This is a genomic window from Bradyrhizobium ottawaense (assembly GCF_002278135.3).
Classification (GTDB): Bacteria; Pseudomonadota; Alphaproteobacteria; order Rhizobiales; family Xanthobacteraceae; genus Bradyrhizobium; species Bradyrhizobium ottawaense.
Genome location: NZ_CP029425.2, coordinates 1,697,987 through 1,720,695 on the forward strand (window position 1 = coordinate 1,697,987; position 22,709 = coordinate 1,720,695).

Annotated in this window: 22 protein-coding genes, 1 tRNA gene and 1 pseudogene; 12 read left to right on the forward strand and 12 right to left on the reverse strand. The window is 64.8% G+C overall.

Features of this window, described 5'->3' with window-relative positions:
• The first annotated feature begins 105 nt into the window (after positions 1-105).
• Together CIT37_RS08145 and CIT37_RS08150 are read left to right on the forward strand one after the other, a co-directional pair.
• Positions 106-1,551, forward strand: coding sequence for an LVIVD repeat-containing protein (locus CIT37_RS08145; protein WP_095426762.1), 1,446 nt, complete (start codon positions 106-108; stop codon positions 1,549-1,551).
• 258 nt (positions 1,552-1,809) lie between these two features.
• The gene (locus CIT37_RS08150; RefSeq protein ID WP_080670083.1) at positions 1,810-2,430 is read left to right on the forward strand and encodes a LysE family translocator; all 621 of its coding nucleotides are present in this window, start codon (positions 1,810-1,812) and stop codon (positions 2,428-2,430) included.
• 3 nt (positions 2,431-2,433) lie between these two features.
• Here the strand turns inward: CIT37_RS08150 and CIT37_RS08155 are convergent, their stop codons facing one another.
• Positions 2,434-3,237: an N-formylglutamate amidohydrolase gene (locus tag CIT37_RS08155; RefSeq protein WP_095426761.1), complete on the reverse strand. Its 804-nt coding sequence runs from the start codon at positions 3,235-3,237 to the stop codon at positions 2,434-2,436.
• Positions 3,238-3,313: 76 nt separating this feature from the next.
• Between CIT37_RS08155 and CIT37_RS08160 the strand changes: the two genes are divergently transcribed.
• Positions 3,314-3,712, forward strand: a complete 399-nt coding sequence (locus CIT37_RS08160) for a gamma-glutamylcyclotransferase family protein (protein WP_095426760.1) — start codon at positions 3,314-3,316, stop codon at positions 3,710-3,712.
• Positions 3,713-3,789: 77 nt separating this feature from the next.
• Here the strand turns inward: CIT37_RS08160 and CIT37_RS08165 are convergent, their stop codons facing one another.
• Entirely contained in the window at positions 3,790-4,353 is a 564-nt protein-coding gene (locus CIT37_RS08165) for a chlorite dismutase family protein (protein ID WP_095426759.1), read from the reverse strand.
• 161 nt (positions 4,354-4,514) lie between these two features.
• Between CIT37_RS08165 and dnaG the strand changes: the two genes are divergently transcribed.
• A complete protein-coding gene (gene dnaG / locus CIT37_RS08170; protein WP_095426758.1) occupies positions 4,515-6,560 on the forward strand; it encodes a DNA primase in 2,046 nt (681 codons plus the stop codon).
• Between the two features lie 375 nt (positions 6,561-6,935).
• Positions 6,936-9,074, forward strand: coding sequence for an RNA polymerase sigma factor RpoD (rpoD, locus tag CIT37_RS08175; protein WP_028140471.1), 2,139 nt, complete (start codon positions 6,936-6,938; stop codon positions 9,072-9,074).
• A gap of 152 nt (positions 9,075-9,226) precedes the next feature.
• Here the strand turns inward: rpoD and CIT37_RS08180 are convergent, their stop codons facing one another.
• The 4 genes and pseudogenes from CIT37_RS08180 to CIT37_RS08195 form a co-directional block, all read right to left on the reverse strand.
• Positions 9,227-9,463 (reverse strand): hypothetical protein, encoded by a 237-nt coding sequence (locus CIT37_RS08180; protein ID WP_028140470.1) that lies wholly within the window; start codon positions 9,461-9,463, stop codon positions 9,227-9,229.
• Between the two features lie 548 nt (positions 9,464-10,011).
• Positions 10,012-10,360: pseudogene (locus CIT37_RS08185) on the reverse strand (hypothetical protein).
• A 118-nt stretch (positions 10,361-10,478) separates the two neighbouring features.
• A complete protein-coding gene (locus tag CIT37_RS08190; protein WP_404517136.1) occupies positions 10,479-11,393 on the reverse strand; it encodes an OmpA family protein in 915 nt (304 codons plus the stop codon).
• 146 nt (positions 11,394-11,539) lie between these two features.
• Positions 11,540-12,067 carry a hypothetical protein gene (locus CIT37_RS08195; protein ID WP_028140467.1) on the reverse strand — a complete coding sequence of 176 codons (528 nt, stop codon included), beginning with the start codon at positions 12,065-12,067 and terminating at the stop codon, positions 11,540-11,542.
• A gap of 234 nt (positions 12,068-12,301) precedes the next feature.
• Here CIT37_RS08195 and CIT37_RS08200 point away from each other — a divergent pair, with 234 nt between their 5' ends.
• Positions 12,302-13,108: a lytic murein transglycosylase gene (locus CIT37_RS08200; RefSeq protein ID WP_028140466.1), complete on the forward strand. Its 807-nt coding sequence runs from the start codon at positions 12,302-12,304 to the stop codon at positions 13,106-13,108.
• A 213-nt stretch (positions 13,109-13,321) separates the two neighbouring features.
• On the opposite strand, the gene CIT37_RS08205 is transcribed toward CIT37_RS08200, so the two are convergent.
• On the reverse strand, positions 13,322-14,152 hold the full coding sequence (locus CIT37_RS08205; protein ID WP_095426756.1) for an SDR family NAD(P)-dependent oxidoreductase: 831 nt from the start codon (positions 14,150-14,152) through the stop codon (positions 13,322-13,324).
• 120 nt (positions 14,153-14,272) lie between these two features.
• Here CIT37_RS08205 and CIT37_RS08210 point away from each other — a divergent pair, with 120 nt between their 5' ends.
• The 4 genes from CIT37_RS08210 to CIT37_RS08225 all read left to right on the forward strand — a co-directional run bounded on the left by CIT37_RS08210 (position 14,273) and on the right by CIT37_RS08225 (position 18,183).
• Entirely contained in the window at positions 14,273-14,647 is a 375-nt protein-coding gene (locus CIT37_RS08210; protein ID WP_028140464.1) for a response regulator, read from the forward strand.
• A gap of 242 nt (positions 14,648-14,889) precedes the next feature.
• The gene (locus tag CIT37_RS08215; protein ID WP_028140463.1) at positions 14,890-15,501 is read left to right on the forward strand and encodes a LysE family translocator; all 612 of its coding nucleotides are present in this window, start codon (positions 14,890-14,892) and stop codon (positions 15,499-15,501) included.
• Positions 15,502-16,311: 810 nt separating this feature from the next.
• Positions 16,312-17,523 carry a GGDEF domain-containing protein gene (locus CIT37_RS08220; RefSeq protein ID WP_028140462.1) on the forward strand — a complete coding sequence of 404 codons (1,212 nt, stop codon included), beginning with the start codon at positions 16,312-16,314 and terminating at the stop codon, positions 17,521-17,523.
• Between the two features lie 33 nt (positions 17,524-17,556).
• The gene (locus CIT37_RS08225) at positions 17,557-18,183 is read left to right on the forward strand and encodes a peptidoglycan recognition protein family protein (RefSeq protein WP_095426755.1); all 627 of its coding nucleotides are present in this window, start codon (positions 17,557-17,559) and stop codon (positions 18,181-18,183) included.
• 8 nt (positions 18,184-18,191) lie between these two features.
• On the opposite strand, the gene CIT37_RS08230 is transcribed toward CIT37_RS08225, so the two are convergent.
• From CIT37_RS08230 to CIT37_RS08240, 3 genes are all read right to left on the reverse strand, one after another.
• Positions 18,192-18,533: a hypothetical protein gene (locus CIT37_RS08230; protein ID WP_038948171.1), complete on the reverse strand. Its 342-nt coding sequence runs from the start codon at positions 18,531-18,533 to the stop codon at positions 18,192-18,194.
• 182 nt (positions 18,534-18,715) lie between these two features.
• Positions 18,716-19,615 (reverse strand): RNA polymerase sigma factor RpoH, encoded by a 900-nt coding sequence (gene rpoH / locus CIT37_RS08235; RefSeq protein WP_018318222.1) that lies wholly within the window; start codon positions 19,613-19,615, stop codon positions 18,716-18,718.
• 217 nt (positions 19,616-19,832) lie between these two features.
• Positions 19,833-20,840, reverse strand: coding sequence for an RluA family pseudouridine synthase (locus CIT37_RS08240; RefSeq protein WP_038948174.1), 1,008 nt, complete (start codon positions 20,838-20,840; stop codon positions 19,833-19,835).
• Here CIT37_RS08240 and CIT37_RS08245 point away from each other — a divergent pair.
• Together CIT37_RS08245 and CIT37_RS08250 are read left to right on the forward strand one after the other, a co-directional pair.
• Positions 20,839-21,183, forward strand: a complete 345-nt coding sequence (locus tag CIT37_RS08245; RefSeq protein ID WP_028140457.1) for a hypothetical protein — start codon at positions 20,839-20,841, stop codon at positions 21,181-21,183. The genes CIT37_RS08240 and CIT37_RS08245 overlap by 2 nt on opposite strands.
• A gap of 57 nt (positions 21,184-21,240) precedes the next feature.
• Positions 21,241-21,315, forward strand: a tRNA-Glu gene (locus tag CIT37_RS08250).
• A 318-nt stretch (positions 21,316-21,633) separates the two neighbouring features.
• Here the strand turns inward: CIT37_RS08250 and CIT37_RS08255 are convergent.
• On the reverse strand, positions 21,634-22,053 hold the full coding sequence (locus tag CIT37_RS08255) for a CBS domain-containing protein (RefSeq protein WP_028140456.1): 420 nt from the start codon (positions 22,051-22,053) through the stop codon (positions 21,634-21,636).
• 182 nt (positions 22,054-22,235) lie between these two features.
• Positions 22,236-22,706: an aminoacyl-tRNA deacylase gene (locus tag CIT37_RS08260; protein ID WP_095426754.1), complete on the reverse strand. Its 471-nt coding sequence runs from the start codon at positions 22,704-22,706 to the stop codon at positions 22,236-22,238.
• Positions 22,707-22,709 lie beyond the last annotated feature (3 nt).

Sequence of the window (22,709 nt, forward strand, 5' to 3'; positions counted from 1 at the left end):
GTGCGCCCCGCAATGTCCAGCCGCAGAATCGTGTTTTGGTCGCCCGCAATCGGCCGTGCTAGCCTTTCAGCTCAGCCAACGCAGATTGGTTCCGGGAGGATTTTCATGTTCCGTCGCGTTTCACTTGCTGCCGCTCTCGTCCTTTTCGCGTGCAGCACCGGGGCCCAGGCGCAGAAACAGACCATCGGCGCGCCGCCCGAAGCGTCCAACATGAAGCTCGTCGGGAGCAACGACCTCCAGGCCCGCAGCGCCTATCAGCCGACCATCCATCACCAGGGGGATCGCTGGATCGCCTATATCGGCCATCACGGCGGCACTGATGATGTGCCCGCGCCTGTCAACCCGATGACGGGCAAGGCCGAGCCGAACGGAACCTCGATCGTCGACGTCACCGATCCCGCGCGTCCGAAATATCTGCGGCATCTGCCGGGGCAGGAGGGCAAGTACGACTCCGGCGGGGCGCAGATGGTGCGGGTGTGCGACGGCAAGGCGTTGCCGAAGGGTGATCCCAACGCGGTCTACATGCTCAGGACCTTCGGCGGCGAGGCGCATGAGTTATGGAACGTCACTGATCCCGCGAGCCCGGTCCTCATCACGCGCATCGGCGGCCTGAAGGACACGCACAAGAGCTGGTGGGAATGCGACACCGGTATCGCCTATCTCGTCTCGGGCGCGCCGGACTGGCGCACGCGACGCATGACGCAGATCTATGATCTCTCCGATCCCGCGCATCCGCAGAAGATCCGCGACTTCGGACTGCCCGGTCAGGAGCCCGGTTCGACCGGCGCGGTGCCGACCGAGCTGCACGGGCCGATCTCGACCGGGCCCGATGGCAACCGCGTCTATTTCGGTTACGGCACCAACAAGGGCGGCATTTTGCAGATCGTCGATCGCGACAAGCTCCTGAACGGGCCGAAAGAGCCGACGCCGGACAATCTGCGCTATCCCGAGATTTCGCGCATGCCGATGTCGGCCTTCAACGGAGCGCATACGACGTTTCCGATGCTCGACATGCCGATCGCCGAATTCGCCGAGGACAAGGACGGCAAGATCCGCGACATCGTCATGATCGTGAATGAAGCGATCCTCAACGAATGCGGCGAGGCGCGGCAGATGGTGTGGTTCGCCGACGTCACCACCGAGACGCGGCCGATGATGATCTCGAGCTACACCGTGCCGGAGGCGAGCGGGCAGTTCTGCCAGCGCGGCGGCCGGTTCGGCTCGCATTCCTCCAACGAGAGCATGGCGCCAGTCTATTACAAGAAGATGGCCTTCATCGCCTTCTTCAATGCCGGTGTGCGCGCGCTCGACATCCGCGATCCCTATCACCCGAAGGAGGTCGGCTATTTCATTCCGTCGATCACTGGCGCAACCGACAAGCGCTGCATCCCGATCGAGGGCGGCGAGCGCTGCAAGGTCGCGATCCAGACCAACAATGTCGAGACGGATGATCGCGGCTTCATCTACATCGTCGACCGCGCCAATACCGGCCTGCATATCCTGGAGCTGACCGGCCCGGCGCGCAATGTCGCCGGCCTGCCGAAGAACTGACGATGCGGGGGCGGAGCGATGTCGGCATCGATGTTGGTACGTCGGCTCTCACATTCTCCGCTGTCATTCCCCGCGCAGGCGGGAATCCAGCATTCCAGAGACGTTGGTGAAGTGCGGAGGCGTCGCGGCGTACTGGATCCCCCGCTTTCGCGGGGGATGACACCGTTGGTTGAGCGCGCACCTTGCGCTCATCTCGCTTCCCTCTGCGCTCAACCCATGCATTAATACCCGCAAGCCGCCATCAGCCGAGTCTCCCCCATGATGTCCATGCAAGCCTATTTCGCCTTCGTCGCCGCCTGCATTGCGCTGGCGCTGCTGCCGGGGCCGATCGTCACCCTCGTCATCGCCAACGGCCTGCGCCACGGCACGCGTGCTGCGCTGACCAACGTGGCCGGTGCGCAGGCCGGCCTTGCCATCGTCATCGGCATCGTCGCGGTCGGCCTGACCTCGCTGATGGCGACCATGGGCTACTGGTTCGACTGGGTGCGCTTTGCCGGCGCCGCTTATCTCGTCTGGCTCGGCATCAAGCTGATCTGGGCGCCGGTCGAGGGCGTCGATGTCGACACACCGCCTCCGCCGCCGCGCGGCGGCTTCTTCCTGCAGGGTTTTCTGGTGCTGCTGTCGAACCCGAAGGTGCTGGTGTTCTTCGGCGCCTTCATCCCGCAGTTCATGGACATGAACCAGCCGCACTTTCCGCAGGTCGCGCTCTTGGGCGCAACCTTCATGGTCACCGCCGTGGTGACCGATGCGCTTTACGCCATTGCCGCAGGCCGCGCGCGAAAATTCTTCTCGGCGCGCCGCACGCGGATGATGTCGCGCATCTCCGGCGGCTTCATGATCGGCGGCGGCATCTGGCTGGCGCTGACCAGGGCGAAGTGAGGCTTACACCAGCAGCTCCGCCTTCAGCTCCACCGCGACCTCGGCAAGGATTCTTGCCAGCCGTTCGGCCCATTGCTGCTGGCCCGCGTGGTCGGCGATCAGATCCTGTCGGATCTCGATGCCGGTGTTGACGAGGCCGCGCCCTTCGCCGTGGACGGGGATGGTGTAGTCGGTGAGGTCGCTGACCGCGTAAGGTTCGTTGTCGCCGACGACGAGATCGCCCTCTGCGCGCAGATGCTTGAGCAACAGCTGCGGCAGCACGGTGTCGCGGTTGTACAGCGCGGCGATGTGCCAGGGCCGCGCGACGCCGGCATAGACGGGCGTGAAGCTGTGCAATGAGACCAGCACCGTCGGCCGCTTGTCGTGCAGGCGGGCGTCGATCGCGGCATCGATGCGATCATGATAGGGCTCGAAAATCTCGCGCCGCCGTGCCTCGCGCTCCCCATCCGAAATCCCTTCGTTGCGCGGGATCGCGGTCGCTTCGGAGATTACGGGGATAGAGCTCACCGCGGCCGGCGGGCGGTTGCAGTCGATCACGAGCCGCGAATAGCGCTGCGCGATCAGGTGCGCATCCAGCAACCTGGCGAGCCGCTCGGCGACGCCGGCGATGCCGATGTCCCAGGCGATGTGTCGCGTCAGTTCGGCCTCGGTGACGCCGAGATCGCCGAGCGCGCGCGGCAGCACCCGTCCGTAATGATCCGAGGTGAGCAGGTAGGGTGAGGTCCCTCCCGCGTTCACCTCATGCACCGGCGGAATATCGCCCTCATCGAGCAGTTGATCGGCGGCCTCGGCCGTGTGCAGGTCCATCCTGATTGCCTATGAAACGATTACGTTGTCTAAACGGAGTAACGATATTGCACCGACGTCGCAACTTTAGAGCAGCATGACCTCCGATCGCCTTTTCGTCTACGGCACCCTGATGCGCGGCTTCGACCATCCGATGGCGCGGCTGCTTGCGGGCCACGCGGATTTTCTGGGTGAAGCGACCTGCCGCGGCAGCCTCGTCCTGGTGAAGCATTATCCGGGATTGCTGCTGTCGGAGGCGGCCTCCGACATCGTTCATGGCGAGCTCTTCCGGATGCGCGTGCCTGACGAACTGCTGGGCGAGCTCGACATGTATGAAGCCTGCGGCGAAGGCTTTCCGGAGCCGACCGAATATCTGCGCCGGCTGATCGACGTGACGCTGGCTGATGGCGCCACGGAGAAGGCCTGGACCTATGTCTACAACTGGCCGGTCACGGGTCTGCCGCGCATCGAGTCCGGGCGCTTTCTGAAGCATTAGTTATTTTCGAGCATGATCTTCTCGGAAAACCGCTTCGCACTTTGCACTGACGCGGCCGTCCGGGTCCGGATCGTGCTCTAAGCCGACAGCACTTCCTTCACCACGCGCACGTCGACCTCGCGCTCGACGTAACTCCATTCCTCGGTTTCCCGGAGCATCGCCACCAGCTCCTCGAACAGCGAGGCGTGCGCGGGGGCGAATTCGAACCAGGTCAGGAAGTCGAAGGGCTCGCCGAGATCGCGGCAGTGATAGAGCTGCCGCGCGATCGCGGGCAGGAAACGAAGACTGCTTGCGATGTGGTGCGACTTGTCCTCGAAAATCTTGCGGCGCTCTTCCTGGGTCAGCTCCCACCAGGCCTGCGATTTGCGGATCGGGATCAGCGCCGCGCTGGTTGCTTCCATCCGGCCGAGCCCGGCCTGCACGGCCACTAGTTGCTCCTTCTCAGGCCGCTCGGTGTAGCGCAAATTGCTCGGGGCCCCGACCAGCCGCCACGCATTGCGCGAGGGCACCAGCGGCAATGAGACGGCCTCGCTGTCGGTGACCGACAGCGCAGGCATGAAGGGCAGGGGCTCGCCGGTCACTGATGAAATCGAGGTGACGCGCCAACCCCCGCTGTGGCCGCCTCGAAACGTCCTGAACATGGCCTATGGAAGCGCGGAACCGGGGCGGGTTCAAGCTTTCCGTCGAAACTTTCGCCTGTGAATAGCCGGGAGAAGCCACACATGCTTCGTATTTCCCGGGACCGTCCCTATATGCCTATCCGGTTGGCCATAACGCCCGACTCAGCCCAGAAATCAGCATAATGCGCTTCACACCCCAATTCCTCGACGAGCTTCGTGCCCGGCTTTCGGTCTCCGAAGTCGTGGGCAAGCGCGTCAAGCTGAAGAAGGCGGGGCGGGAGTGGAAGGGGCTGTCGCCGTTCCAGCAGGAGAAGACGCCGTCCTTCTACGTCAACGACCAGAAGGGTTTTTACCACGACTTCTCCTCCGGCAAGCACGGCGACATCATCAGCTTCGTGATGGAGACCGACGGCCTGCCCTTCGCGGAAGCCGTCGAGCGGCTCGCCAGCATGGCAGGCCTGGCGCTGCCGGCGGTGACGCCGGATGCGGCGCGGCACGAGCAGCGCCGCCGCACGCTGCATGACGTCATGGATCTCGCCGCGACCTATTTCGCGGAGACCCTGGCCTCGCGCGTCGGCGCCAAGGCGCGCGGCTATCTCGCCGACCGCGCGATCTCGCCGGCGACGCAATTGCAATTCCGCCTCGGCTACGCCTCGCCCGATCGCTTCGCGCTGAAGGAGCATCTCGGCAAGCTCGGAATCTCCGTCGACGACATGGTCGAGACCGGCCTGCTGGTGGCCGGCAACGACATTCCCGTGCCGTATGACCGCTTCCGCGATCGCGTGATGTTCCCGATCACCGATTTGCGCGGCCGCGTCATCGCCTTCGGCGGGCGCGCGCTGGAGAAGGACGTTCCGGCAAAATACCTGAATTCGCCGGAGACGCCGCTCTTCCACAAGGGCGACAATCTCTACAACCACCAGACCGCGCGCAAGGCCACCCATGACGGCAGCGCGCTGATCGTGGTCGAGGGCTATGTCGACGTCATCGCCATGGTCACCGCGGGCTTTGCGGGCGCGGTCGCGCCGCTCGGCACCGCGCTGACCGAAAGCCAGCTGGCGCTGCTCTGGAAGATGGCGGACGAGCCGATCCTCTGCTTCGACGGCGACCGCGCCGGTCAGAAGGCGGCGTATCGTGCTGCCGATCTCGCGCTGCCCTTCCTCGCACCCGGCAAGAGTCTTCGGTTCGCGCTGTTGCCGGAGGGGCAGGACCCCGACGATCTCGCGCGCTCGGGCGGTCGCGGCGCCATCGAGGAAGTCATCGCGGCGGCCAAGCCGCTTGCCGAGATGATCTGGTCGCGCGAGCTCGAAGGCGGCAACTTTGCCACCCCCGAGCGCCGCGCTGCGCTGGAGGCGCGCATCAAGGAGCTCGCGAACGGCATCTGCGACGAGGTGGTGCGGCGCTATTACCGCGATGATTTTGCCGAGCGGCTTCGGCGCACTTTCGCGCCCGAGGGTGGCCGCGGCGGCTTTGCCGGCCGGGGCAATTTCCAAGGTAATTTCCAAGGCAATTTTCAAGGCAATTCCGGCCGCCAATTCCAGCCCCGGGCTGCGGGAGGCGCGAATCGATTCGGTGGCCAGGGGTTCGGTGGAGGCTTCGGTGGCGGCCGCCGCGGCGCGCCCGGCCCCACCCTGTTACCCTCCGGCCCCTACCAGGCGGCGAGCCCGCAGCTGGCGGCCAGCCCGATCATGAAGGGCCAGCGCAGCGCGATCTCCCGCCGGGAGGCCCTGATCCTGCAAAGCCTGATCAACCATCCCTGGCTGCTGCACGACCACCTCGAGGAGGTCGCCGCCCTGGAGCTGGCCCATCCCGAGGCCCACAAGCTCAGGGCCGGCATCATCGCCGCCTTTGCCAACGACCACCACCACTCCCCGGACCCCGGCGAGCAGGCCGAAAAGATGCGCGGCGATCTCGTTAAGGGCGGATTTTCGCAAGTACTTCAAAGGGTTGAGAACGGCATCACCACCGCGGCAGTGTGGGGCGCCCGCGCCGGCGCCGCCCCCGACGACGTTCTCTCCACCTGGCACCAGCTGGTTGCCTTGCATCGGCAATACCATTCACTACTTAGAGAGTTGAAAGACGCCGAGCTGGCCTTGGGGGAGGACCCCAGCGAGGCCAATTTGGCGTGGCTGCGTGACGTCAAGGCCCGTCTGGCCGAGGTCGACGGCACCGAGGCCCTGATCGAGGGTTTTGGCGAGCTGTCGGGCCGGTTCCAGAAGAGCGTGTGATGAAAGAATCATGCGGACGGCCGGAGCCGGAACCGCTAAAAGACTCGCCAAATCCAAGGTTTGGCGGCAAAAACAGGGTTAATCGAGGCTTAACGGTCTTGTAGCACTTTGGCCACCAGGCGGCCGCAGGCAGAACAGACGCGTCAGGAATGAATCCGCGCATTGCTGTTGGCACTACACCTGCATCCGCTGCGACAAAGAGGCTGACGAAGCGTTAGGCATTTCCGGCGAGAGAGAGTTGGGGGTGGCGAGAGACATGTGCGCCGCCCTTTCCGTGTCGAGAGCTGCCGAAGCGAGAGCGTCGGGCAACAGGTTCATGTGAATTCAGGCAGGCGCGGCGAGCCGACTGCATTGAAGCGCGTTTAGGAGCAATGGATGGCCACCAAGGCAAAGACGCTGCAGGCGAAGGACAAGGAAAAAGACGACAAGGCAGCGGACGCGCCGGAAAAGGATTCCCAGGACGCGCCCTCGCCGTTGCTCGACCTGTCCGACGCCGCCGTAAAGAAGATGATCAAGCAGGCCAAGAAGCGCGGCTTCGTGACCTTCGATCAGCTCAACGAAGTCTTGCCGTCCGACCAGACCTCGCCCGAACAGATCGAGGACATCATGTCGATGCTCTCCGACATGGGCATCAACGTCACCGAAGCCGACGATAGCGAAGGCGAGGACGACAAGGACGAGGGCGGCGAGGACGAGACCGACAACGAGCTCGTCGAGGTCACCCAGAAGGCCGTCACCGAGGTCAAGAAGAGCGAGCCGGGCGAGCGCACCGACGATCCCGTGCGCATGTATTTGCGCGAGATGGGCACGGTCGAGCTCTTGTCCCGCGAAGGCGAAATCGCCATCGCCAAGCGCATCGAGGCCGGCCGCGAGGCGATGATCGCGGGTCTGTGCGAAAGCCCGCTGACCTTCCAGGCCATCATCATCTGGCGCGACGAGCTCAACGAAGGCAAGATCTTCCTCCGCGACATCATCGATCTCGAAGCCACCTATGCCGGCCCCGACGCCAAGGCCGGCATGAACAATGCGATGATCGCAGGTCCCACTGGCGAGAACGGCGAAGCGCCCGCCGAGGGCCAGGCCGCCGCGACCGGTGCGCCCGCGCATGTCGCTCCGCCCGCCGCGCCGCCGTCGCCGACCCCGTTCCGTGCCGCGCCTGCGCCGGGCGGCACGGAAGCCGGCGAGGAGAAGGATCCGGGCGAGGCCGCGGCCGAGTCCGACATGGACGACGACGAGTTCGAGAACCAGATGTCGCTCGCGGCCATCGAGGCCGAGCTGAAGCCGAAGGTGGTCGAGATCTTCGACAAGATCGCCGACAGCTACAAGAAGCTGCGCAAGCTTCAGGAGCAGGACATCCAGAACCAGCTCCAGAACGAGTCGCTCTCGCCGCACCAGGAGCGCAAGTACAAGAAACTGAAGGACGAGATCATCGTCGAGGTGAAGTCGCTGCGCCTCAACCAGGCGCGCATCGACTCACTCGTCGAGCAGCTCTACGACATCAACAAGCGCCTCGTCTCGCACGAGGGCCGCCTGATGCGCCTTGCCGACAGCCACGGCGTCGCGCGCGAGGACTTTTTGCGCAACTACACCGGCTCGGAGCTCGATCCGCGCTGGCTCAATCGTGTCTCGAAACTCTCGGCCAAGGGCTGGAAGAACTTCGTCCATCACGAGAAGGACCGCATCAAGGACCTCCGTCACGAGGTGCATCAGCTTGCAGCCCTGACCGGCCTCGAGATCGTCGAGTTCCGCAAGATCGTGCATTCCGTTCAGAAGGGCGAGCGCGAAGCACGTCAGGCCAAGAAGGAGATGGTGGAAGCCAACCTCCGTCTCGTGATCTCGATCGCCAAGAAGTACACCAACCGCGGCCTGCAATTCCTCGACCTGATCCAGGAAGGCAACATCGGCCTGATGAAGGCGGTCGACAAGTTCGAGTACCGCCGCGGCTACAAGTTCTCGACCTACGCCACGTGGTGGATCCGGCAGGCGATCACCCGCTCGATCGCCGACCAGGCCCGCACCATCCGCATTCCCGTGCACATGATCGAGACGATCAACAAGATCGTGCGCACGTCCCGCCAGATGCTCAACGAGATCGGCCGCGAGCCGACCCCGGAAGAGCTCGCCGAAAAGCTCGGCATGCCCTTGGAGAAGGTGCGCAAGGTCCTCAAGATCGCGAAAGAGCCGCTCTCGCTCGAAACGCCCGTCGGTGACGAAGAGGATTCACACCTCGGCGATTTCATCGAGGACAAGAACGCGATCCTCCCCATCGACGCCGCGATCCAGTCCAACCTGCGCGAGACCACGACGCGCGTGCTGGCCTCGCTCACCCCGCGCGAAGAGCGCGTGCTCCGCATGCGCTTCGGCATCGGCATGAACACTGACCACACGCTGGAAGAAGTCGGCCAGCAGTTCTCGGTGACGAGAGAGCGTATTCGCCAGATCGAGGCGAAGGCGCTGCGCAAGCTGAAGCATCCGTCGAGGTCGCGGAAGCTGCGGAGCTTCTTGGATAATTGATCCAAGCATCCTTCAAAACGAAAACGGCGGGCCGAGGCCCGCCGTTTTTGTTTGCCGTCATTGCGAGCGCAGCGAGGCAATCCAGAGTATTTCCGCGGAAGGATTTCTGGATTGCTTCGCTGCGCTCGCAATGACGGGGAGAGCTTGAAGTCCTACTTCTTCTTCACCCCGACCCGCTCGATCCGCTTGATCTCGAGCGCGGGGCGGCCGCTCTTTTCGGCGATCTCGCGGTCCTGCTCCATGATGAAGTTGCGTGCGGGTTCGTCGCCGTCGAGGCCGCCGAGCAGCTCTGAGGGCACGCGGCGGTTGGAGCGCTGGGAATCGTCTTCATAGAAGACGTTGAAGAAGGCGAATTCGCCTTTGGGATTGGTTCCGGGTTTCTTGGCCATGGCGGCTTGTCGTCGATTGGAGGGCCGCAGTCAAATGACTTTGGCGGCCACCGACGTCAGTCCAGGCCCGAACGCGACGGGGATCGATGCGGCTGATTGAAATCGGGCTGCGGGGAGGGCGGCGGGCGCCTGTTGCGATCTGGCGAGACCCTTGCTCAACCAGCCCTTGTTCAGGCAACGCTTGCCTCAATAAACGGCGGGCCGAAGCCCGCCGTCTATTTCTGGTCTTCAGTGTCGCCCGGGGCTGGCGGGGCGACAACCTAAAATAGAAGGCTATAGAAGGTGCCCTGCGATGGCAAGGCAAATCGTGGCGGCGTCGATGTCGCAGCCAGCGGATCAGATATGCGGTGGTTGCGACGTGTGATTACCATCCACGTCGAAGCAATTGTTTAGAACGTCAAATCAATTTGTTCATCTTGCCGGCTTCGCGATGCAACGCGCGTGCCGTGCTGTGTCGGAAGGCGCGCCAACCTGCACCTCTTCCCGCCTGCGTGCAGACAGTGTGATCCCGATCCGCAATAGCGGGTTCCATCGTCGCCGCTCATGTCTCAATGCGTGCGCGTGCGCCGCGCCGTCTCCTGCACCGCGAGCCGCGAGCCGCGATCCGTGTCCGCCGCCCTTGCCGCTGTGCTCTTTAAGTCCCTGCGCCATGATCGCGCTGCCCATCGCGGCCGAGCCGAAGGTGATGAGGAAGGAGGCAAGCAGCAGCGCGAGCGCAATGCCGGGCGAATTGTCGGCGAAGATCAGCTCGCGCAGATGTCCGGGGTTGAGCCAGAGCAGGCCGCCGACGAGGAGCGTCGCGGCGCAGGCGCCGATCGCGAGGTTGATGGCGAGCAGGCGGAACAGGGGGATGCGCAGGAGCACGGAGCGGGCCGGCTTGTTCTGATGGTCGGGCATGGCTTGTTGCCTCAGACTTTGTCGCGCCCGGGAATGACGAGAGAGAGGATGTCTGCGGCATCCATCTCACGCCGTTCGCGCTGCGATGTTGACCCGCATCAAACTCCCGCGCGACGTCTCACGGCGCCACCAGCTCCACCCGCCGGTTGAGCGCGCGGCCGGCATCCGTCGCGTTCGGGCCGACCGGCGCCAGCAATCCGACGCCGGCGGTGCGCAGGCGTGTCGGCACGATCCGAAAGCTCTTCACCAGCTCGGCGGCCACCGCCTCCGCGCGGCGCTTCGAGAGGTCGAGATTGTACTCATAGGCGCCCTGGCTGTCGGTGTGGCCGACGATGAAGACGCTCAGCTGCGGCTGGCTCGCGAGCAGCCTGGCGATCTGCTCCAGCGTCGGGCGGCTTTCTGGCTTCAGCACCGCCTTGTCGGTGTCGAAATAGATGCCGTAGAGCGCGATGTGGCCGGTCTCGCCAAGACCCTTCGCCATCGCAGCGGCGTCGACCATCTTGTTCGCGATGGCCCCGAGCTCGGCGATCGTGACCTGCGCGGTGATGTCCTGGTTGTTCTGGCTGACGATGACGCTGGCATAAATCTCGCGCCCGCCTTCGGCCTTGCGGCCGGCAAAATAGCGGTAGTTGAAACCGTCGACCCACATCTGCGGCACCGGCAGCGTGTCGATGCTTTCGGTGAAGGGGATGGCGCCGCAGGCGTCGGTGTCGCAGGCCAGCAAGGTCTCGAAGCCGGCCTTGGCAAGCTGCGTCTCGAAATTGCGCGACACCTCCAGGATCGAGGGCCCGGGATTGGTGCGATAGGCGATGCGGATGATGCGACCCTCGAGCCGCCGCGCGTCGGTCGGCTGGCCGTCCCTGAAGCTTGCGGCCTGCATCCGTGCCGCGTCAAAATCCTTCACCACATAGCCGGTGACGACGCTGCCGGCGAACCGGCCGATGCCGGGATAGTCGCGCGCGCCCGCCACGTCGCGCGTCTGCGCGGAGGCGGGGATTGCGTGCAGGACGAGCAGGGCGGCAAGGACGAGCATTCCCGGGATGTTCTGCGGCGCGGACATCGGCACTCTCTGTCGGTTGCGGGGGACGGGACGCAAGACGTTAGTCTCGCGCGCCGTCCTGCCGGTTCTAACCGACGAACCAATCCCGGTTCGATTGTCCCGGAAAGCGCGCTGCCGCCTCAGGCCGCAGGTGTGGCCCGGCCGACGGCCGCACGCTCCTGCGCCGCCTGCTGCCGTTCCATCATGGTCTGCCAGAGCGTTGCGATGCTCGCTTGTGTCTGCGGCGCGATCAGGCAGTGGCCTTCATTGTCGAAGCCGCAGAACCGCACCGAGGGGTCCTTCTTCACCTCGATCAGCGCCTGGTTGATCATCTCCAGGCACGTCATGACCCCGCCGATGTCGGGCAGGCGGGTGTGATGCAGGATGTCCATCAGGCGGAAGGTCATCACCGCGGGCTGGCCGAAGCTGATGCCGGGACGGCCGAGCTCGAGCAGCACGTTCACGGCCGGAAGCACGCCCCTGATGTGCTCGAGCACGCCGGCAACGTCCTCCACGCTGCAGGCGACGAGATGGGAGGCCTGGGGCGGGATCGTCACGGGCGCGCGCGGCGCAAGGCCGAGCGAGGTGATGACCTCCTGCTCGATCCATTGCCGCACCGCTGCGGGGGCATTGCGGATCTGCTCGGCGGTCAAGGTAATTCCGGTCATGGACGCTTCTCCTGGGCGACTCTCCTGTTCGCTGCAATCTAGGAAGCGGGACGTGAGACAGTTTGATGCGGATCAAGCCTTCTGATTCAAGCCTTGCGCCTTCAAGCCTCGCGCCTTCAAGCCTCGCGCTTTCAAGTCTTGCGCTTTCAAGCCTTGCGCTTTGACGCTCGCGTCTTTCCCGGGCATGATCCGCGCGCTGCTTCGCAGCTAGGATTTTTAAGGGGATTGCTCCACATGCTGAGACTGCTTCTCGCCGCCGCGTCCGTCATTTGTCTGGCCGGCGGATCGGCGCAGGCCGCGCGCTGCGGCGGCGACTTCAACAGCTTCGTCGCCAGCATGGCCCAGGAAGCGCAAGCGGCCGGCGTCTCGGCAAGCGTAACCAGCGCGGCGCTCAGCGGCGTCACTCCTGATGGCGCAGTGCTCGCCTTCGACCGGCGCCAGCGCCACACCTTCAACAAGAGCTTTGAGCAGTACGTCTCGACCCGCGTCGGCCCCGGCCGCATCAATGGCGGCCGCGCGCTGCTGCAGCGCCACGCCGCGCTGCTCTCGCGCATCGAGCAGCAGTTCGGCGTGCCCCGCACTATCCTGGTCGCGATCTGGGGCCTGGAGAGCGATTTCGGCAAGGGCGACATCGGCAAGATGCCGGTGGTGCGTACGCTGGCGACGCTCGCGCATGATTGCCGCCGCACCGACCTGTTCCAGGGCGAGCTGCTCGCTGCGCTGAAGATCGTGCAGCGCGGCGACCTGCCGCTGCGCGACCTCATCGGCGCCTTTGCCGGCGAGATCGGACAGACCCAGTTCCTGCCGTCGTCCTACATCAAATACGGCGTCGATTTCGACGGCGACGGCCATGTCGACCTCCGCCACAGCGTCCCCGACGTGCTCGCCTCGACCGCAAACCTGCTCCACACCAGCGGCTTCAAGATGGGCCAGCCCTACGGCGAAGGCACCGCCAATTTCGAAGCGATGCGCGAGTGGAACAGGGCGGTGGTGTATCGCAAGACGATCGGGTATTTCGCCGATCGGCTCGCGGGGCAGTGACGACACACGCAGTCTCGTAGGGTGGGCAAAGGCGCAAAGCGCCGTGCCCACCATTTCCATCCGTCGTCGGAAGTCGTGGGCACGCTCCGCTTTGCCCACCCTACGACGGCGCAGCTTGTCGTTTGTAGGATGGGTAGAGCGCAGCGAAACCCATCGCGTACTCTCTTTGCGGAAACATGATGGGTTTCGCTGCGCTCTACCCACCCTACGAATTCACGTCCCCTTCGCCATTTTCTCCAGCCGCCGCTGCAGCGGCGCCCAATACGTTGCCGGGCGGAAGCGCTGCAAAAGGTCCATGAAACGGGCGTCGTTGCCGATCAGGATGCGGGGCTCGTTCTTTTCGATCCCCTTGATGATGCGCAGCGCAGCGTCCTTCGGCGTGGTCCTTGCCGCGGTCTCGAACCGCTCGATTGATTGCGCGCGGCGGGAATTGTCGGTGACGCCGACCCCGGTGCGGGAGTTGCGCGCGATGGCGGTGGCGACGCCGCCGGGATGCACGACCGACAGCCTGACCGGGCTGCCCGCCACCGCGAGCTCGTGCCGCACGCTCTCGGAGAAGCCGCGCACCGCGAACTTCGCCGCCGCATAGGCCGATTGCCCCGGCGGCGCGATGATGCCGAAGATCGAGGAGAGGTTGACGATATGCGCCTCGGGCCTCGTCTTCAGATGCGGCAGGAAGGCGCGCGTGCCGTGCACCACGCCCCAGAAATTGATGTCGAACAGCCAGTCCATCTGCGCCTGGTCGATCTCCTCGAACGAGCCCATCAGCGCCACGCCGGCATTGTTGACGACGATGCCGAGCGCGGGATGCGCGGAGATCGCCTCGTTCGCGAACTGCGCGATGTCGTCGGGTTCGCCGACGTCGATGCGGTGCACGCTGACCTTGCGTCCCGCACCGATCTCGGCCGCGAGCGTCTTCAGCCCGGCCTCGTCGCGGTCGGCCAGCGCGAGATCGCAGCCGCGCTGCGCAAGCTCGATCGCCAGCGCCCGGCCGATGCCGCTGGCGGCTCCCGTGATGGCGGCGGCGCCGCGAATCGTGGTCATGATGTTCCCCGTCAACCCCTGATGCGGGAACTATGCTTGACATTTTTTCAGAATGGAACCGAACCGCAGCCGAGTTGGCTCCTTAACTTACGTTACGCGAGCAAGCATTGGGAGACGCCGATGGGACAAGCACAACCATTTCGCGCGACTGCGCTGATCGTCGAGGACGACGTCATGCAGCGGGAGATGCTGAGCCTGCTGCTGGAGGAGAGCGGCTACCAGGTCATCCAGTGCGAGAGCGCCGAGGCCGCCGAGCGCGTCCTCGACAAGAGCGCCGGCGCGCTCTGCCTGATGATGACCGACGTCCAGCTCGCGGGGCGCATGACCGGCGTCGAACTCGCGCACGTCGCCAAGGACCGCAATCCCAAGCTCGACGTCGTCGTCACCTCCGGCCGTCCGTTGAGGCAGCCCTTGCCCGACGGCGCAAAGTTCTGGGCCAAACCCTGGGCGCCACTCGACGTGCTGCGCGAAGCCGAGCTCGCGCAACTGGCCTGAGCGAAGGTTTCACTATCAAATCCGTCATCCTGAGGCGCGAGTGATGGGGCGCTCAGCGCCCCATCGGGAGCCTCGAAGGATGCACGGCCGAGATGCAGCCGGGCCGTCGCCCTTCGAGGCTCGCCGAAGAGGCGAGCACCTCCAGCGACAACGGCTCCGCCGTTGCGCGGGGGTGATGGATGAGAACCTGAAGGCCCAAGGCCCGACTTTCCCGCCGTGATGCCGGGTGATAGCGTCGGCCCATGTCCTGGTCCTTCCTGCTCACCTCGCTCATCGTCGTCGCTTCCCCCGGCACCGGCGTGCTCTACACGCTGGCTGCGGCGCTGACGCGCGGCTCGCGCGCCAGCCTCGCCGCCGCCTTCGGCTGCACGCTCGGGATCGTGCCGCACATGATGGCGGCGATGCTCGGGCTCGCCGCCGTGCTCCACACCAGCGCGCTCGCCTTTGCCGCGCTGAAATGGGGCGGGGTGCTCTATCTGCTCTACATGTCCTGGCAAGCGCTGCGCGAACAAGGTGCGCTGGCGGTCGAGGGCGAGATCCGCGAGCGTTCGGTCGGCCGTGTGATCGTCACCGGCTTTCTGATCAACATCCTCAATCCGAAGCTGTCGATCTTCTTCCTCGCCTTCCTGCCGCAGTTCATCGCCGCGGACGAAGCCCATGTGCTGGCGCGCATGCTGGAGTTGAGCGGCGCCTTCATGGCGATGACCCTTGCGGTGTTCGTGGTCTACGGCCTCTGCGCCGCCTCGGTGCGCGAGCACGTCATCTCCCGCCCGCGCATCATGGCCTGGCTGCGCCGCAGCTTCGCCGCCGGTTTCGCCGCGCTCGGCGCCAAGCTGGCGTTCGCGGAACGGTAGGCTCTTCTTCCGGTCGCTCGTGGCTAGGCATTTGCACTTGCCGCCATCCTTCGAGACGCCCGCTTTAGGCGGGCTCCTCAGGATGAGGGCGGGGTGCGTAGCGGCTGCTTCAACGGGCACAGTGCCGCTTAGCCTCATCCTGAGGAGACCGCCGGAGGCGGTCGTCTCGAAGGACGAGGCGTGCGTTCAGGTGCAGCCGCTATAGGCCATTGCTCGGTCGTACGATTGAGAGAGCAAGCCAATAAAAAAGCGGGCCTCGCGCCCGCCGCCTTCAAACTCTCTACCCGAAGCCCGGGCGGAGCGAGGCTCCACCCGGGCAAAGAAACAGAAGCCTCGTTACTTCTTCTTCGCCTTCTTGGCCTTCTTCGCCTTCTTCTTCGTCGCCTTCTTCGCTTTCTTAGCCATAGGATCCTCTTAAGGGTTAATGGTGGAACGCGACACGAGGGATGCTCGGCGGAGGGCCAGCCTCGCAACATCCTCGACGACAAACTCAGCAGATTCGCGGGTCTCTGCCCCGCGCTGTCACATCCGTGTCATCGCGTTATCCACAGCTCAGATGCATTTTCGGGTGATTTTGGTGCGCGAATCCGCATCGCGGCGTCGAAGCCGCGTCGTCGCCGACATCCCTAACGATCCGACAACGAAGCGGCGCCGTTCATGAATCCAAAACCAAAGGCGCGTTTTGCCGGATCGCGGTGAGACTCCATTAAGCGCGAGGGCCGCATTCTTCTCCGCAAGAAAACGGGGATGGGTCATGGACGGACGGCTGCCAGGGACGGGGGGCGCGACGCTGCGCATGCCGCACGCGTCATGCTGAACGTACCGACGCTCTGGACCGTCTTCGTCGTCAACTTCCTGGCGCTCGGCGTGATCTGGGCCTACGTGACGCGCTCCTATCCGAAATTCGCCGCCGCGCGGTTCTGGATGGCATCGTCCTTCGTCGGCGCGATCGGGGCGATGACGGCCCTGGTCCGCCTGTTCGTCGCCTCTCCCCTCCCGCTTCTGCTCGGCGCGGCCGGCGTCATCGCCGCGAGCTGCCTCGCCGCGATGGGCATTGAGCGCTTCTATGGCCGGCCGGTCTCTTGGCGCCTCATGACGGCTACGGGAGGCCTGAGCCTTGCCGGCGTCGTGGTCTTCATGGTCGGCTTCGAGCACATGCAACTGCGCATGCTCAGCTACACGCTCGGTCAGGCCCTGCCGCTGGTGCTGGCGCTGCGCCTGCTGCTGTCGCCGCCGGAAGGGCGCGTCAGCCCGGGCGCGCGGCTGTCCGGCATCGTCATCCTCACCATCATCGCGATCCTCATTGCCCGCACGATCGGCAATCTGCTCGGACACGATCTGTCGGCGAAGGCCGGCGGCCAGACCCATGCCGTCATGGTGCTGGGGCTGCTGTTCCTGTCGATGACGCTCAATTTCGGCTTCCTGCTGATGGCGATGGACCGGCTGCGCGGCGAGGTCGCCGATCTCGCGCTGCTCGACGATCTCACAGGCGTCGCCAACCGGCGGCATCTGCTGCAGCGCCTGACCGAGGAATGCGCCCGCTCGGAGCGTAGCGGCGCGCCGTTCTCGCTGCTGGTGATCGATCTCGACGGCTTCAAGACCATCAACGACACCCACGGCCATGCCGCCGGCGATGCCTGCCTGCAGCACTTCACACTGATGGCGCAGACGCGGCTCCGGCCCGGCGACATGCTGGCCCGCACCGGCGGCGACGAGTTCTGCGTCGTGCTGCCGTCCTCGTCCTTGCGCGAGGCCGCCGCGATCGCCCGCCGCGTGCTCGAGGTCTGCCGTCAGGATGCCGAGGCCTGCACCGGCAGCGAGATCCCGATCGCGATCTCGATCGGCGTCGCGCAGTGGGATCGCGGCGTCGGCGAATTCCCGGATCGCCTGATGGCCAATGCCGACCACGCCCTCTATGCCGCCAAGAAGAACGGCAAGAACGATTTTGCCGTCTACGATCCGTCGCCGCCGCTCTCGCCTGAGCCGATCGGCCGGGGCGAGGCCGCGCGCCATTTCGCCTGAGGCCATGCTAGGTTTGGTCTCTGTTGGACCCGCATGATGATCGCTCGCCTGCTCGCGGCCGCCCTCGCCGTTTTCTTTCTGATCGCCCCCGCCGCTGCCGAGGATGCCGAGCTCGCAAAGCTCGCCCGCGCCTCCGGCACGCCCGATATTCCCGGCCTGAAGATGGTCTGGCTGGCGCCATGGGGTGACGTCCGGAGCGCAAGACCCTGGCGCAACATCATTGTGCACCAGACCGAAGGGCCGGCGGGGTCGGCGCGCGGCGGCGCGCAAGCGCAAGCGAAGACCCCGACGCGGCGCGGCGTCACCGTGTGGGTCGAGACCGACGGCACGGTGTATTGGGCGGTCGCGGAAAACCTGGTGCCGACCCATGGCGACGGCGCCAACCGCAACGACAACAAGTTCATCGACAACGGCGCGACCTATCGCCAGGTCGTGCGCGACAATTCGATCGGCGTCGAGTTCGCCGGCAATTATCCTGATGTCGCGGCCGGCCCCACCGAGGCGCAGGTCGCTGCGTGGCAGATCCTCGTGAAGGTGCTGCGCTCGCGCTACGACATCCCGCTCGAACGCGTCTATGCCCACAACTGGATCGACTACAAGGACGCGCGCTATTGCGAAGGCTGCTGGCTCGCGACCCTGGCGAGGATGTGGGGGGAGTGACGGAGGCGTCACACCGCCTGCGCCATCCAGCCGAAGAACCGTCGCATCAATCCCGGCCGCTCCGGCAATTCGGGCGGTCCATCTGCCGCCAGCACGCGTTTGAAGAAGTAATCCAAAAACACCATGTCGTTCGGCTCGGTGACGGTGAAATTCTCCTCGCCGAAGAACACGCTGTAACTGAAGAAGAACGGACCCATGAGCGGGATGGTCGCTGTGCCCGCATAATCCTTCGATATCACGAACTCGGACGGCTCCAGCCCGCGCTCGCGCATCGCCTGCTCGACCAGCGGCAGCTTGCGCATGAACTGGGCTGAGAAGCCGCCGACGGTGGATTGCAGGATGATCGACATGGTGATCGTCCAATCGATGCTGTCGGTCCGATCATTCTGGGTCGGATGACCGGCGAGGCCGGTTCAAGATGACTGGCCCCGCGCCTCCGCGAACATGCTGGACATCACACGCAAAAAAGCCGGCGTTGCCGCCGGCTTTCTGTCTTTTCGATCCGCCAATTTCTCGCCGCGGCGAAGCCCGCTTAGTGCGCGGCTTCCAGCGCGGCCTGTTCGGCCCTTGCGATCGTGCCCTTGACCGCGGACTGCACCTTCTCGAAGGCGCGGACCTCGATCTGGCGGACGCGCTCGCGCGACACGCCGAACTCGGCAGCGAGGTCTTCCAGCGTCATCGGCTCATCGGCGAGGCGGCGAGCCTCGAAGATGCGGCGTTCGCGCGGGTTGAGCACGCCCATGGCGCCGTTCAGCGCGTCACGGCGTTCGTCATACTCCTCGTGCTCGGCCAGCATGGCTTCCTGGTTGGGCGTATTGTCGACCAGCCAGTCCTGCCATTCGCCGGCTTCGCCGTCGTCGCGGATCGGTGCGTTGAGCGACGCGTCGCCACCGAGGCGGCGGTTCATGTCGATCACGTCCTGATCGGTGACGCCGAGGCGCTTGGCAATGATCTTCACCTGGTCGGGGCGCAGATCGCCCTCGTCCAGCGCGTTGATCTTGCTCTTCGCCTTGCGCAGGTTGAAGAACAGCTTCTTCTGGTTCGCGGTGGTGCCCATCTTCACGAGCGACCAGGAACGCAGAATGTACTCTTGAATCGACGCCTTGATCCACCACATGGCGTAGGTGGCGAGACGGAACCCCTTCTCGGGTTCGAAACGTTTCACCGCCTGCATCAGGCCGACATTGCCTTCCGAGACGACCTCGGAGATCGGCAGGCCGTAGCCGCGATAGCCCATGGCGATCTTGGCCACGAGCCGGAGATGGCTGGTGACGAGTTGGTGCGCCGCGTCGCGATCGTCATGCTCGCGCCAACGCTTGGCGAGCATGTATTCCTGCTGGGGTTCCAGCATCGGGAACTTGCGGATCTCGGCGAGGTAACGGGAAAGGCCGGATTCTCCATTGAGGACCGGCAAAGCAGCGGTACGGGCCATACTGAAGCCCTCCAAAGGTTCAGGCCCCCGATAGCGGCGGGCCAGGCAGACGACCGCTGTGTTAAAGCCGGCCGTAGCTGCGATGTTCCGTTGGTCATTTCCAACGCACGCGCAATATACCCCATGGGGGGCCAAAAAGGGAAGGATTGCTGACGTCACGACCCCGTGTGGCAGCTATAACTTTTTGTAATGTAACGCTTTTCTTAAAGGGCCTGCGTCATACCGCCGCTTTCAGGGAGCCTTGGAGGAGAAGCAAATCCTCCGGCAAAGCCGCCTCCCAGTGGAGTAATTCTCCGGTCCTCGGGTGCTCCAATACCAGCAAATACGCATGCAGGGCCTGCCGCCCAAGCGCGGTCAGCGCGACCTGCGACTCGGGACCGAGCTGGTTCGCCTTGGTCTTGAAATGCGGGCCATAGACCGCATCGCCCATCAGGGGATGACCGATATGGGCGAGGTGGACGCGGATCTGGTGGGTGCGCCCGGTCTCGAGCTCGCAGGCCAGCAGCGTCGCGATCGGCTTGCCGTCGCGCCCGTTAAAACTTTCCAGGATCTCCCAATGCGTCACCGCCTCGCGGCCGCCCTGGCGCACCGCCATCTTCTCGCGCGCATGCGGATGGCGGTCGATCGGCGCGTCGACGGTGCCGCGATGGCGGCCAGGGACGCCCCAGGCAAAGGCCATGTAGCCGCGGCGCATCGCACCGGTGCGGCCGTGGTCGGCGAATTGCGCGGTCAGCGAGGCATGGGCGAGGTCGTTCTTGGCGACCACCATCAGCCCCGTCGTGTCCTTGTCGAGCCGGTGCACGATGCCGGGCCGGCGCACCCCGCCGATGCCCGACAGCGAAGAGCCGCAATGGGCGATCAGCGCGTTCACCAGCGTGCCGGTCTCGTGGCCGGCCGCGGGGTGCACGACCAGGCCCTTCGGCTTGTTGATGACGATGATATCGTCGTCCTCGAACACGATATCGAGGGCGATATCCTCCCCCTTCGGCTCCGGTGGGGCCGCTTCCGGCACGTCGATTATGATCGTATCCCCGGATGTGACGTGATAAGCGGGGTCGCGGACCGCGGAGGCCTTCAGGCTCACCGCGCCCGCCAGGATCAGGGCTTTCAGCCTCGATCGCGACAGGTCGGTGAGGTGGGCCGCCAGCACGCGGTCGAGCCGGGTCGAGCCCTCGTTGCCGGCGACGACAACCTCCAACCTTTGCGCAGAGCCAGAATTTTCCATGACGACGACTGATACCGCTGTTCCCGAACCGAGCCCCGAGCAGGCCGCGCTGTTCGCGCGGGTGCGGCGGATGATGCTGATCGCGGGGTTGACCACGGCGCTGGCGATCTGCGCCGTGCTGATCGCGGTGGGCTACCGCCTTTTCAAGTCCGAGGGAAGGGCGGCCGAGGCGGCCAGTGACGTCACCGCCATCCTGCCGAAGGGCGCCAAAATCGTCTCGACCGGCCTCGCCGGCGACCGCCTCGTTGTCAGCCTGGATGTCGGCGGTGTCATCGAGATCCGCACCTTCGACGCCCATACCCTCAAGCCGGCCGGACGGCTGAAATTCGCCAATGAGCCGTAAAAGGCTCCTCGGGGTCCTTGCGGCGGACAAATTTCGAGGCTATTGGCTAGCCCTCACGCTCCCTTCGTCTAGCGGTTAGGACGCGGCCCTCTCAAGGCTGAAACAGGGGTTCGATTCCCCTAGGGAGCGCCAAATCCGCGATATTCCTCGACTTTTTGCTGCGCCCCCATCCGACGGCGGCCCCGTCCGGCCGCGCGATCCCGCTTGGTCATAGGTTGCGCGCCGCAGCGTCGACGCTGATGCTGATGAAGCGATCGAGTGGACCCGCCCTCACATTCACTCCGGCGCAAAGTAAGCCACATCGCGCCGTCGCTTCCGTGCCGCGCGATGGTTGCATGACGAGGCGCGCGGCTCGGGCTCCGCTCGACGCCTGTTTGAGCGGCGATCGCGAGAAGAGCCCTGGCCGTAAGCCCTGGCCGTAAGCCTTGGCCGTGAGTCCTGGCCGCAAGTTCAGTGATGCGCCGAAATGCTCCTGACGGTCTCGGTGAGCATATCACCGGACGCGGAATGGCCGACGTCGCCCAGGCTGATGATGCCGACCATCCGCTTGCTCTTGTTGATCACCGGCAGCCTGCGGACCTGCAGCTTCTCCATGTGATGCATCGCCTTGGCGAGGTCATCGTCCTCGCGGCAGCAATGGATGCCCTCGGTCATCACGTCGCGCGCCGTCGCGCGGCCGGCATCGAAGCTGTGGCTCGCGAGCCCTTTGCAGACGATATCGCGGTCGGTCACCATTCCGACCAGCTTGTCATCCTCGCCAATCGGAATGCAGCCGATGTCATGCGCCCGCATCAGTTTGGCAAGCTCGGTGATTGGGGTGTTGGGGCTGACCCAGTCGACACCCTTGTGCATCACGTCTTTGACTTTCATGGCGAGCCTCCGTTCGTGGGTTTCAAGTGCGTTGATGCAATGCAACGGCCCCCCAATCTTCCGAACTCCGACCAGACAAGCGCAGACACTCTCGCCGCCACCCTGCGGAACAGTATGACGGCGACCTCGCGGCCAGAGTTCCCGCCCAAGATCGCAACGGCAATGGGCGGTCTACAAAATCCTCAGTCATGCGCGCTGAAGCGCCCGTGCGGTGCGTTGGCCGTCAGGCGCGCAAACTGCGCGTGACCCATATGGAGCAGCGTCTCATGATCGCCGGCTTCCATATAGATGTCTGGCTGGGCCTCGATGCTGTCGTCGACGATCATTTCCAATCCGTAACATTTGCCGACGGCGGGAACCGCACCGTGTGCACAGTCGCTGAACAGCCGATTGATCTCGGTTTCATCGGCCATGTGGACATTGTCGCCGAGGCTTGTCCTCAGGTCCGACAGGCGGAGGTGATGCGATGCGGGCAAGATGGCCAGCATGTATCCGCCGTCGCGCCGCAACACGATGCCTTTGGCGAGGCGGTCCCCCGAGATATGACATGTCTCGGCCGTTCGAGCGGACGTCATGCTGAGTTCGTGCGGGATCACCTCGTACTGGATGTTCTCAGCGGCGAGGTATTTTTGGAGCGTGGGAGCAATGGCCATGAC